Source organism: Streptomyces sp. NPDC042201 (genome assembly GCF_055582185.1).
In genome coordinates this window covers 89,948-101,679 of sequence record NZ_JBVJDS010000002.1, presented here as the reverse complement: position 1 = coordinate 101,679, position 11,732 = coordinate 89,948, and the positions used below count along the sequence as shown (strand labels likewise).

Genomic DNA, 11,732 nt, shown 5'->3' with positions numbered 1-11,732 from the left:
CGGGGGGGGGGGGGGGGGGGGGGGGGGGGGGGGGGGGGGGGGGGGGTGGGGGGGGGGGGGGGGGGGGGGGGGCGAGGGGGGTGTGTTTTTTTGCCGCCGCTCTGTGCTCGTACGCGTGTCTCGCACGGCAAGGGTCACACCGCGTGGACGACGTCCCGCTCCTCGGCGAAGTGGCACGCCGACTCGTGGGCGACCGGGCCGTCCGAGCCCTTGAAGGGCTCGGGGATGGCCAGCAGCGGGACCTCCGTGGCGCACTTGTCCTGCGCCTTCCAGCAGCGGGTACGGAACCGGCAGCCGGACGGCGGGTTCGCCGGCGACGGGACGTCCCCGCTGAGGATGATCCGGTCGCGGCCCTCGCGGGCCTCCGGGTCGGGCACCGGGACCGCCGACAGCAGCGCCTGGGTGTAGGGGTGCGTCGGGTGGTCGTAGATCTGGGTGTCCGTACCGATCTCGGCCATCTTGCCGAGGTACATCACCCCGACCCGGTCGGAGATGTGCCGGACGATCGACAGGTCGTGCGCGATGAAGATGTAGGAGAGGTTGAACTCGTCCTGGAGCTTCTCCATCAGGTTGATGACCTGGGCCTGGACCGAGACGTCCAGGGCCGAGACCGGCTCGTCGCAGATGATGATCTCGGGGTTGAGGGCCAGACCGCGGGCGATGCCGATGCGCTGGCGCTGACCGCCGGAGAACTGGTGCGGATACCGGTTGATGTACTCCGGGTTGAGACCCACGACATCGAGCAGTTCCTGCACCTTGCGGCGGCGGTCGCCCTTGGGCGCCACCTCGGGGTGGATGTCGAAGGGCTCCCCGATGATGTCACCCACCGTCATACGGGGGTTGAGCGAGGTGTACGGGTCCTGGAACACCATCTGGATATTCCTGCGCACCGCCTTCAGCGCGCGCCCGGAGAGCCTGGTGATGTCCTGGCCCTTGAAGAAGACCTCGCCCGCGGTCGCCGTCTCCAGCGTCATCAGCAGCCTGGCGACGGTGGACTTGCCACAGCCGGACTCACCGACGATGCCCAGGGTCTCGCCCTGGTAGAGGTCGAACGAGATCCCGTCCACGGCCTTGACCGCGCCGATCTGCTTCTTGAACAGGATGCCCTGGGTCAGCGGGAAGTGCTTGACCAGGTTGCGCACCTGAAGGATCGGCTCGCCCCGCTGCGCGGGCGCCTCGATGGCGGCGACAGAGTCCTCGACCGTGACGGCGTCGGCCGTCTCGACCTCGGTGACGTTCGGGGTGGCGTCCATGGAGTCGTCACTCTTGTTCAACTCAGCCATGGATCGTCTCCTTCCAGAAGTGGCACGCGCTTCCGCGGCCCGGCAGCTCGCCGCCGTCCCGCTCGGTGACGGGAAGCAGTGCCGGGATGTCCGTACGGCAGATGTCCTGCGCCGAGGGGCAGCGCGGGTTGAAGGCACAACCGGCCGGAATCCGCGTGAGGTTGGGCGGCAGGCCCTTGATCGCGTAGAGCTCCTGGCCCTTCTGGTCCAGGCGCGGGATCGAGTCGAGCAGGCCGCGGGTGTACGGGTGCGCGGGCCGCTTGTAGAGCTCGTGCACGGGGGCGGTCTCCACGATCCGGCCCGCGTACATGACCGCGATCTTGTCCGCGACGTCGGCGACCACGCCGAGGTCGTGGGTGATCAGGATCAGGCCCATGTTGTACTCGCGCTGCAGCTCCGCCAGCAGGTCCATGACCTGCGCCTGGACGGTCACGTCCAGCGCGGTGGTCGGCTCGTCCGCGATGATCAGATCGGGCTCCAGGGCGAGCGCCATGGCGATCATGATGCGCTGGCGCATACCGCCGGAGAACTGATGCGGATAGTCGCCGATCCGCTCCTTCGCCGCCGGGATGCGCACACGGTCCATCAGCTCGATGGCCTTGGCCTTGGCATCCTTCTTGGAGAGGCCCTGGTGCACGCGGAACATCTCGCCGAGCTGGTAGCCGACGGAGAGCACCGGGTTGAGCGAGGACAGCGCGTCCTGGAAGATCATCGCGATCTTCTGGCCGCGGATGAGCCGCCGCTCCTCGTTGCCCATCTTGAGCATGTCCTGGCCGCGGAAGAGGATCTCTCCCCGGGGAATGCTCCCCGGCGGCATGTCCAGGATGCCCATGATCGCCTGCGCGGTCACGGACTTGCCGGAGCCGGACTCGCCGAGCACGGCGAGGGTCTCGCCGGCGCTGACGCTGTAGTTGACTCCGTTGACCGCCTTGGCCACACCGTCACGGGTGTGGAACTCCACGTGCAGGTCACGGACCTCGAGCAGCGGAGTGCCGCTCGCATCCGAACCGCGGGGAGAAGAAACGTCCGCCGTCTTGTCGATGATGGTCATGTACGCCTCCCTCAGCGCAGTTTCGGGTCGAGGGCGTTGCGTACCGCATCGCCGAGCATGATGAACGCCAGGACAGTGATCGACACCATGACCGACGGGATGATCAGGACGAACGCGGCGTTGCGCAGCTGCTCCTGGCCCGACGAGATGTCGACGCCCCACGAGACGGTCGGCTCCGCGAGGCCGATGCCCAGGAAGGACAGCGTGGCCTCGGCCGAGATGTAACCGCCGAGAGCGATGGTCGCCACCACGATCACCGGGGCAATCGCGTTGGGCATGATGTGCCGGAGCAGGATGCGGGTGGTCGAGGCGCCGAGCGCCTTGGCCGCCATCACGTAGTCGGCCTGCTTGATGGTGAGCACCGAGCCGCGGGCGACACGGGCGATCTGGGTCCAGCCCAGGAAGGCCAGGGCCAGGATCACGACCCAGACGTGACGCTCCTCGAACGAGGTCAGGACGACCATCGCGCCGAGGATGAAGGGGACGCCGAAGAAGATGTCGGTGACCCGGGACAGCAGGGAGTCGATCCAGCCGCCGAAGTAGCCGGCGAGCATTCCGACGATGGTGCCGAGCACCGTGACCAGCAGGGTGACCACCAGCGCGACGGTGATCGAGGCACGGGCGCCGTAGACGACACGCGCGTAGATCGACCGGCCCTGGATGTCGTAGCCGAACCAGTCCTCCGCGAAGAAGTTGCCCCACCTGGGCTTCTGCAGATAGTGATGGGCGAGGTCCGCGTAGCGCGGGTCGGCGCCGGTGAACAGCCCCGGGAAGACCGCCATGGTCAGCAGGAAGACGATCAGCAGCGCTGAGACGACGAACAGCGGGTTGCGCCGCAGGTCGTGCCAGGCATCCGACCAGAGGCTGCGGGGCTTGCCCACCTTGCCGTCCGCGGGCTGGATGGCCGGAGCCGCGATCGGCTCGCCCATGCCGGGCTCGGTGACGGTGTCCTTGAGTGCCTCAGGCATAACGGATCCTCGGGTCCAGGACCGCGTAGAGCAGGTCGACGAGCAGACTGGCGACGAGATAGACGACCACGATCAGGGTCACGATGCCCACGACCGTGGCACCCTCGCGGTGCTTCAGCGCGTCGAAGACGTTCCAGCCGACACCCTTGACGTTGAAGATGCCTTCGGTGACGACCGCGCCGCCCAGCAGGGCGCCGAGGTCGGTGCCGAGGAACGTCACCACCGGAATCATGGAGTTGCGCATCAGGTGCACCCCGATGATGCGGCGGCGCGGCAGCCCCTTGGCCACGGCGGTACGCATGTAGTCGGCGCGCAGGTTCTCCGCGACCGACGTACGGGTGAGGCGGGCCACGTAGGCCAGCGACAGCGAGCCGAGTACGACAGCCGGCAGGAACAGCTCGTTCCAGTTCGCTTCCGCGCTCACGTTCGGGTCTACCCAGCCGAGCTGGAAGGCGAAGAAGTACTGGCCGAGGAAGCCCAGTACGAAGGAAGGAACGGAGATCAGCAGAAGCGTCAGGACCAGCAGTCCGCGGTCCCGGAGCTTGTCGGCCTTCAGTCCGGCGAAGACGCCCATGGAAATGCCGACGAGCACGGTGAAGGTGAAGGCGAACAGGGTCAGTCTGACCGTGATCGGGAATGCCTCCGAGATGATGTCGGCGACGGGTCTGCCGCTGGCGATCTGGGTGCCGAAGTCACCCTGGAACAAGCCGACAAGATAGTTCCAGTACTGGTGCCAGAGCGGCAGGTCGAGACCGAGGTCCTTCTTCATGGCCGCGATCTGGGTGGGATCGACTGTCTGCTCTCCGGCGAGCGCGCGCACGGGGTCACCGGGCAGGGCGTACATCATGGAGAAGACCAGCAAGGTTGACCCGAGGAAGACCGGGATCATCTGGAGCAGTCGCCGCGCGACATAACGCCCCATGTTTGCCTCCGAATGGATAACTGCAGCCCCGGGGCCGCTCCCTTGACTCAGGGAGCGGCCCCGGGGCCTACCGCCGTTTCACGGGCGGCTGATGGCCGAGCGGGGGGATGGCCCTCGGGCTGACTACTTGGCGACCGTGACTTCGGTGATGTTGTAGTCACCGTGGAAGTCGACCGTCACGTTGTCCACAGCCTTGGAGTAGCCGCCGTTGGTCTTGTACTCCCACAGCGGGATCGCCGGCATCTTGGTCAGAAGCAGCTTCTCGGCCTCCTGGTAGGCCTTGATCGACTCGTCCAGGGAGGCGGCGTTGTCGCCCTTCTTGAACGCGGCGTCGACCTCCTTGTTGGAGAACCGGCCGTTGTTCGCCTCAGCGGTGGTGCCGTACAGCTCCCGCATGAAGTTGACGTTCAGCGGGTAGTCGGCCACCCAGCCACCGCGGTACATCGACTTGACCTGGTCGTTGTCGCGCGCTTCCAGGTCCGTCTGGAAGTCGGGCTTGGCGTCCGGGACACAGTCCACGCCCGTGGCGTTGCGGATCGACTCGCAGACCGCGGTCACCCACTCCTTGTGGCCGCCGTCGGCGTTGTACTGGATCCAGATCTTGTTGTCCGGAACACCGCCGCCCTCGGTCACGAGCGCCTTGGCCTTCGCCGGGTCGAACGAGAAGACGTCCGTGCCCAGGTCCTGGTTACCGGCCACACCGGGGGGCGTGAAGCTGGTGGCGGGCTTGCGGGTGCCGTTGAGGACGGTCTTGGTGATCGTGTCACGGTCGATCGCCATCGACAGACCCTGGATGACCTTCGGGTCGATGTCCTTGAAGGTCTTCGAGTAGAAGGTCGGCACGAGGCTCTGGATGGCCGCGTACGGCTGGTCGATCGCGCGGTCGCCGAGGTCCTGCTTGTACTTCGGCAGGTCCTTCGGGCCGACCTGGCGGATCATGTCCAGGTTGCCGGACAGGAGGTCCTGGTACGCGGCCTCGATGGTCGCGTAGTTCTTGAAGAGGACACCCTTGTTCTGGGCCTTGTTCGGGCCCTGGTAGTCAGGGTTGGCCTTGACCTGGATGAGCTTCTTGTGGTCCCACTTCTCGAAGATGTAGGGACCGTTGCCGACCGGCTTCTGGCCGAACGCCTTGGTGTCCTTGTAGAACACCTCCGGCAGCGGCGCGAAGGTCGCGTAGCCGAGCTTGTACTCGAAGTACGGCACCGGAGCGGTGAGCTCGATGGTGAAGGTGGTGTCGTCGACGACCTTCAGGCCCGACATCGCGTCGGACTTCGGGTCGCCCTTCTCCGGGTGGACATCGCCGTAGCCGGCGATGTCGGAGAACCAGAAGGCGTTCTGCTGGTTGTTCTTGATGTTGGCGTACCAGTTCCACGCCTTGACGTACGAGTCCGCCGTGACGGGGGTGCCGTCGTGGAACTTCCAGCCCTGCTTGAGCTTGACCGTCCAGGTCTTGGAGTCGTCCGACTTCACCGACTCGGCGTTCGTGTAGACGATCTTGCCCTGCGCGTCGAAGTCCAGCAGCTGGGTGAACAGCGACTGGATCACGTAGCTACCGAGCGACTCGTTAGTGTCGGCCGGGATCAGCGGCTTCTGCGGCTCGCCGACGTCGATGGAGACATAGCCCGCGGGCTTGCCCTTCTCCTTCGAAGCCGATTCGCTGCTGTCATCTCCGCCGCCGCCACAGGCCGTCGCTGCCAGAGCCACGACTATCGCGCCGACTACCCACTTGGCGCTCTTGGCACCGCGCATGGGTTCCTCCTCATGTGTCCACTAGTCACAAACAAGAAGGGCTTGTCTACGCGCGCTGACACCCCTGGCAGCGGGCTCGACAGATACCCTGAGTGTGCTCGTGAGCCGGCGCTCCCCACAGCGCATGACCCATTGACCCGAGCTCAATGGAGCCAACTATTAAGTACGGCCCGGCCGTAAACCACACTTAAAGCGTCTCGGTTTGACAACATCGAAGTACCCTCACAGCCCGAAATCCGGACAAACTGAGCACAGACAGACACCCGCGAAACGGACCGTTAACACATGTTCCGGAGAGCGACGGTCGATATCCGGACACCCGGGCGCGGAAAATCCCTTGACGAACGGCCCGGCCCACCGCCATTTTCGCGGTGGGCCGGGCCGTCGGGTGACGTGATGTCAGCTGTACTGCCGGAGGGTGTGTCAGCCGTGCTTGGCGCGGGAGGCGGCGCGGCCGCGCAGCTTCTGGTCCAGGACGACCTTGCGGATACGGACCGTCTCCGGGGTCACCTCGATGCACTCGTCGTCGCGGCAGAACTCCAGGGACTGCTCCAGCGACAGCTTCCTGGCCGGCACCACGTTCTCCGTGGTGTCCGCGGACGCGGCACGCATGTTGGTGAGCTTCTTCTCCTTGGTGATGTTCACGTCCATGTCGTCGGCGCGCGAGTTCTCACCGACGATCATGCCCTCGTAGACCTCGGTGCCGGCCTCGGTGAAGATGACACCGCGCTCCTGGAGGTTGACCATCGCGAACGGCGTCACCGAGCCCGAGCGGTCCGCCACCAGCGAGCCGTTGTTACGGGTACGCAGATCGCCGAACCACGGCTCGTGGCCCTCGAAGATCGAGTGCGCGATGCCCGTGCCGCGCGTCTGCGTGAGGAACTCCGTACGGAAGCCGATGAGGCCGCGGGAGGGGACGATCCACTCCATGCGGATCCAGCCCGAGCCGTGGTTCGTCATCGTCTCCATACGGCCCTTGCGGGTCGCCATCAGCTGGGTGATGGCGCCGAGGTGCTCCTCGGGGCAGTCGATCGTCATGCGCTCGATCGGCTCGTGCGTCTTGCCGTCGACCTGCTTGGTGACCACCTCGGGCTTGCCGACGGTCAGCTCGAAGCCTTCCCGGCGCATCTGCTCGACGAGGATGGCCAGCGCCAGCTCGCCACGGCCCTGGACCTCCCAGGCGTCGGGACGCTCGGTGTCCAGGACGCGCAGCGAGACGTTACCGACCAGCTCACGGTCGAGCCGGTCCTTGACCTGGCGGGCGGTGACCTTGTGGCCCTTGCCGCCCTTGCCGACGAGCGGCGAGGTGTTCGTACCGATGGTCATCGAGATCGCGGGCTCGTCGACCGTGATCAGCGGAAGCGCGATCGGGTTCTCGGGGTCGGCCAGGGTCTCGCCGATCATGATGTCCGGGATACCGGCGATGGCGCAGATGTCCCCCGGTCCCGCCTTCTCGGCGGCCTTGCGGGTGAGCGCCTCGGTCATCATCAGCTCGGTGATGCGGACGTTGGACATCGTGCCGTCACGCTTGATCCACGTGACGGTCTGGCCCTTCTTCAGCTCACCCTGCTCGACGCGGCAGAGCGCGATACGGCCGAGGAAGTTGTCGGCGTCCAGGTTGGTGACATGGGCCTGGAGCGGCGCGGACTCGTCGAACTCCGGAGCCGGGACATGCGCCAGGATCGTGTTGAAGAACGGCTCCAGGCTCTGGCTGTCCGGCGGAACCGTGCCGTCCTCCGGCTTGGTCAGCGAGGCGATGCCGTCCCGCGCGCAGGCGTAGACGATCGGGAACTCGATCTGCTCCTCGGTCGCATCCAGATCCAGGAAGAGGTCGTACGTCTCGTCGACGACCTCCGCGATCCGGGAGTCGGGACGGTCCGTCTTGTTGATACAGAGGATGACCGGCATCTTCGCCGAGAGCGCCTTGCGGAGCACGAAGCGAGTCTGCGGGAGCGGGCCCTCGGAGGCGTCGACGAGCAGCACGACCGCGTCGACCATCGACAGGCCCCGCTCGACCTCACCGCCGAAGTCGGCGTGGCCGGGGGTGTCGATGATGTTGATCGTGATGGGGTCGCCACCCGTCTTGGGGTGGTACTTGACGGCGGTGTTCTTGGCCAGGATCGTGATGCCCTTCTCACGCTCCAGGTCGTTCGAGTCCATCATCCGGTCGTCGAGGTGCTCGGCGGCGTGCGCGGCGAAAGCGCCGGCCTGCTTCAGCATGGCGTCGACCAGAGTGGTCTTGCCATGGTCGACGTGGGCGACGATGGCGACGTTACGGATGTCGTGGCGCGTGGGCATGCTGGCTGGCGCTTCTCTCGATCGTGGGATGCGGCGTCTTTTCCTCGTACGCCCGCCGGGCGGACACGCCACGGCTCGTCCCATGGTACGGGGCCCAGGCGTCGCGGGCTTCCCGGCCCGATCCGGGGCACCGGTCCACGGTGCGGCGGAGGCACCCGGATCGTGCGCCGGGGCGCTGGTGGGAGCGCTGCGGGAGGGGGAGCCCGCCGAATCGAGGGCGGACATGGGCTTGCCCGCCGGGGAGACCGGCGGGCAAGCGTTCCGAGCGGGTTTCTGAGCAGTTGCGTAAGGCGCTGACCTGCTACTTCTTCTTGCCGGCGGCGCTGTCCTTCTTGAAGCCGATGTCCTGGTAGCGGGGGGCGGCGAAACCGAAGGCTCCCGCGTTCACCACGCCGGGCTTGGCGGCCACCAGCTGCGGACGCTGATAGAGGGGGATGGAACCGGCCGCGGCCCAGATACGGGCATCGGCCTGCTTCAGCAGATCATGGGCCGCCTTGTCGTCCAGCTCGCCGGCCGCCCGGTCGAAGAGCTGGTCGATGTGGTCCGTACCGACGCGGGTGTAGTTCTGTTCCACCTGCAGCGAGCCGTCACTGGCCGGCACGGGCTTGGCGAAGATCGGCCGGCCGTCGGTCGCCGGGTAGGCGGAGGCCGGCCAGGAGTAGAGGGCGAGGTCGTAGTCGCCCGAGGCGATGTGGTCCTTGAAGTAGCTGTCGTCGGCGACCTTGGTGACCGTCGTACGGATGCCGATGCGGTCCAGCATCCGCGAGATCCGCTCGCCGACGGCGCGCAGCGACTCGGAGCCCTCGCCGGAGGGCAGCACGAAGCGGAGGTTGAGGGGCTTGCCGGCCTTGCCGACCGGACCGGTGAGCGGTGCGGGGGAGGCCGTACCGCGCGGAGCGGCCGTACCGCGCGGGGCATAGGCACCGGCCATGCCGCCCTGCTTCTTCTCCTGGGGCTCCTGGGCCGCCCGCACCGCCTTCCGCGTGGCGTCGGAGTCGTCCAGGGCCGCGGCCTGGCGGAGCAGCGTGGTGCCCTGGAAAGCGGCGGCGCGGGCGGGCGCGAGGATGTGGATGGCGGTCTCGGGGCGCGGGGCCGCCTCTCCGGACTTGTCGTCGCCGACGATGTACGAGCCCTCGTCGGAGGGAATGTCGTTCTCCCAGTCCTCCCTGTTCTGCGCGCCGGACCGCTGCACGCCGGACGTCTTGCCGTTGGACTTCTCGTCCTCCGAACCGCTCTCGTCCTCGTCGTCCTCGGTCGGGGCCTTCTTGCCCTCGCTGCCGGCCTTGGTGGGCTTCTTGACCCCTCCGCCGGGAATCCAGCCCGCGTCCGTCAGCAGCGCCTGGGCCTCATGCGTGTCCGACTTGCCGAGCGCGTCGCTGTTGTCCTCGTACGCCTGCTGTCCGATCAGTGCCAGATGGTTGCCGAGCGGCTTCGCCGGCAGTCCGAGCGGCTTGAGTACGGTGTCCGCCAGCTCCTGGCGGTCGAGCGCGCGGGCCACCGCGCGCCGTACCCGCTCATCGGCGAGCGGTCCCGACTGGCCGTTCAGCGCGAGCTGCGTGTAGGCGGGCTCCAGCGACTTGCGGACCTCGTAGCCGCGCAGCGCCTTCTGCTCGTTCGCGTACCTCTTGACGGCCGCGACGGTCTGCTGGCGGGCGTTCTGCGCCTCCTCGGCCTTCTCGTCGTCGGAGCCGTGGGCCAGCGCCCAGGACCGGAGCGCGGAGGCGGCGGTGATCTGGGTGCCGGGGCCGTGCGTGAGCGGCTGCCCGCCGGTTCCGTCGTCCCTGGTCGCCAGGGCGATACGTTCCGCCACGCTCCTGTCGATCTCCGCGAGATCGAGCTTGCCCGCCGCGAGGGCGGCGGCCCGCTTGCTCCGGGGCACCGCGCTCAGGACGAGCGCGTTGAGCTTGGCGGGCTCGCCCCACCAGCGGGGATTGCGGGCGAGGGTGATCTCCCGGGCCTTGCGGTCCGACTTCTTGACACGGAAGGGCCCCGCCGTGGTCTTCAGGGTGGTCCTGGCCGCGTCGTTGAAGGAGTTGGGCTTGGCGGTCACGTCCTTGGGATAGAGGGGACTGAAGAGAGACCTCCAGTCCGCGTAGGGCTTGTTGAAGGTGACCCTCACCTCCAGGTTGTTGGCCCCGCGCTCGATCTTCTCGATCCGCTCGTAGCCGGCGTTGCGCGCCGTCCAGTACGCGGAGTCCTTGCCGCGCAACGCTCGCCACTGGGCCGCGAAGTCCGGCGCCCCGATCTCCCGGCCGTCGCTCCATACCGCCTGCTGGTTGAGCTTGTAGAGGACGACCTGCTTGGGCTCGCGCTCGACGACGTCCGCGGACTCCAGATAGTCCGGGTTGCGCTGCGGGCGGCCGCGCTGGTCGAGGGTGAAGAGAGAGGGCAGTACGGCACTGGCGACCCGGTTGGTGGACGCGTCGGCATCGGCCTGGAAGGCATTGAGCGTGGTGGGCATGGTGTCGATCGCCCAGCGCAGGGTGCCGCCCTGGTCGACCCCGTCCCGTCCGGCCGGTGCGATGTCCGGGGCCGCGGACGCGGCCCCGTTCCCGTCGTCCGATGTGCACGCGGACAGCGTGGGCAGGGCGAGCACACCGGTGGTGAGGAGGGCGACGGAGCGGAGCGTTCGGGAGCATGTCCTCCCGCGTGGGGCGCCGACGTGGGACATGGCTTTTACCTCTTCGTCCTGTTTGTGGATTTTGAGATGATCACACCTATTGCCCACTCACTGAAAGGGAAGGGACCGGAGGGACGCCGCAGACACGACGACACCCCCCACAAACCCCACCCAACCGGCCCAACGCCCCCGACTCCCCCCACCCCCGGCGAGTGAGCCGAAGGGGCGCGTCGGTGTCGAAAGGGAGAGCGCGCGGAGGTTCGCGAGGTACGAGCGAATCGAGCACGGTCGACCGTCGACATCGACATAAAGCGCCCCGGAGGCGAACCGAGCCCCAAAAAAGGGGCGAGTGAGCCGAAGGGGCGCGCCGCTGTCGAAAGGGAGAACGCGCACAGGCCCCGAGGAACGAGGGGCCGAGCACGATCGACCGTCGACAGGGGCACAAAGCGCCCCGGAGGTGAACCGAGCCCTCAAAAACTAGGTGTATACGCCTTCACAGGCGGGGATGTGACGCGCAACACTCTCAGGCGCGTGCAGAGTCCTCAGAGGGGTAGCCCTCAGAGATCCCACCATGCCGTTCGCGACTGTGGAAGTGAGGTCAACTCATGTCCCTGCAGGACGATTTGACAGCTGTCAGGCGCTGCCTCGACGACCTGGTCCGCACGGTCGGACGGTTGGAACAAAGTCTGGCGCTGCAGCGCGAGAACGACGTCCGACCCCAGTCGGCCGGCCGCGCCGACGACCTGGTCACCATCCCCGACACCCCGTACGACAGCGCGCTGTGGACGGACTCGGACGACGAGGGCCTGGGAGTACGCGACCGGCGAGCGCCCTAGTCCCT

The 11,732-nt window shown here is 67.3% G+C and carries 8 protein-coding genes; 1 reads left to right on the top strand and 7 read right to left on the bottom strand.

Annotated elements, in window-relative coordinates; all coding sequences use genetic code 11:
* Positions 1 to 134: 134 nt before the first annotated feature.
* The 7 genes from ACZ6MZ_RS04320 to ACZ6MZ_RS04290 all read right to left on the bottom strand — a co-directional run bounded on the left by ACZ6MZ_RS04320 (position 135) and on the right by ACZ6MZ_RS04290 (position 10,942).
* Entirely contained in the window at positions 135 to 1,283 is a 1,149-nt protein-coding gene (locus tag ACZ6MZ_RS04320) for an ABC transporter ATP-binding protein (RefSeq protein ID WP_469349736.1), read from the bottom strand.
* Positions 1,276 to 2,334: an ABC transporter ATP-binding protein gene (locus tag ACZ6MZ_RS04315; RefSeq protein ID WP_384181179.1), complete on the bottom strand. Its 1,059-nt coding sequence runs from the start codon at positions 2,332 to 2,334 to the stop codon at positions 1,276 to 1,278. The genes ACZ6MZ_RS04320 and ACZ6MZ_RS04315 overlap by 8 nt, the downstream gene beginning before the upstream one ends.
* 11 nt (positions 2,335 to 2,345) lie before the next feature.
* The gene (locus tag ACZ6MZ_RS04310; RefSeq protein ID WP_389789369.1) at positions 2,346 to 3,302 is read right to left on the bottom strand and encodes an ABC transporter permease; all 957 of its coding nucleotides are present in this window, start codon (positions 3,300 to 3,302) and stop codon (positions 2,346 to 2,348) included.
* On the bottom strand, positions 3,295 to 4,224 hold the full coding sequence (locus tag ACZ6MZ_RS04305; protein WP_389789371.1) for an ABC transporter permease: 930 nt from the start codon (positions 4,222 to 4,224) through the stop codon (positions 3,295 to 3,297). Before ACZ6MZ_RS04305 ends, ACZ6MZ_RS04310 begins: the two co-directional genes overlap by 8 nt.
* 123 nt (positions 4,225 to 4,347) lie before the next feature.
* Positions 4,348 to 5,973: a peptide ABC transporter substrate-binding protein gene (locus tag ACZ6MZ_RS04300; protein ID WP_389789374.1), complete on the bottom strand. Its 1,626-nt coding sequence runs from the start codon at positions 5,971 to 5,973 to the stop codon at positions 4,348 to 4,350.
* 423 nt (positions 5,974 to 6,396) lie between these two features.
* A complete protein-coding gene (typA, locus tag ACZ6MZ_RS04295; RefSeq protein WP_389789376.1) occupies positions 6,397 to 8,271 on the bottom strand; it encodes a translational GTPase TypA in 1,875 nt (624 codons plus the stop codon).
* A 301-nt stretch (positions 8,272 to 8,572) separates the two neighbouring features.
* On the bottom strand, positions 8,573 to 10,942 hold the full coding sequence (locus ACZ6MZ_RS04290) for an ABC transporter family substrate-binding protein (protein WP_469349733.1): 2,370 nt from the start codon (positions 10,940 to 10,942) through the stop codon (positions 8,573 to 8,575).
* A 554-nt stretch (positions 10,943 to 11,496) separates the two neighbouring features.
* Between ACZ6MZ_RS04290 and ACZ6MZ_RS04285 the strand changes: the two genes are divergently transcribed.
* Positions 11,497 to 11,727, top strand: coding sequence for a hypothetical protein (locus ACZ6MZ_RS04285; protein ID WP_384181169.1), 231 nt, complete (start codon positions 11,497 to 11,499; stop codon positions 11,725 to 11,727).
* Positions 11,728 to 11,732: the final 5 nt, after the last annotated feature.

Bases quoted from the DNA above. Each gene is read 5' to 3' on its own strand.
- ACZ6MZ_RS04320 (WP_469349736.1), bottom strand. From the start codon at position 1,283: ATGGCTGAGTTGAACAAGAGTGACGACTCCATGGACGCCACCCCGAAC.
- ACZ6MZ_RS04315 (WP_384181179.1), bottom strand. From the start codon at position 2,334: ATGACCATCATCGACAAGACGGCGGACGTTTCTTCTCCCCGCGGTTCG.
- ACZ6MZ_RS04310 (WP_389789369.1), bottom strand. From the start codon at position 3,302: ATGCCTGAGGCACTCAAGGACACCGTCACCGAGCCCGGCATGGGCGAG.
- ACZ6MZ_RS04305 (WP_389789371.1), bottom strand. From the start codon at position 4,224: ATGGGGCGTTATGTCGCGCGGCGACTGCTCCAGATGATCCCGGTCTTC.
- ACZ6MZ_RS04300 (WP_389789374.1), bottom strand. From the start codon at position 5,973: ATGCGCGGTGCCAAGAGCGCCAAGTGGGTAGTCGGCGCGATAGTCGTG.
- typA (WP_389789376.1), bottom strand. From the start codon at position 8,271: ATGCCCACGCGCCACGACATCCGTAACGTCGCCATCGTCGCCCACGTC.
- ACZ6MZ_RS04290 (WP_469349733.1), bottom strand. From the start codon at position 10,942: ATGTCCCACGTCGGCGCCCCACGCGGGAGGACATGCTCCCGAACGCTC.
- ACZ6MZ_RS04285 (WP_384181169.1), top strand. From the start codon at position 11,497: ATGTCCCTGCAGGACGATTTGACAGCTGTCAGGCGCTGCCTCGACGAC.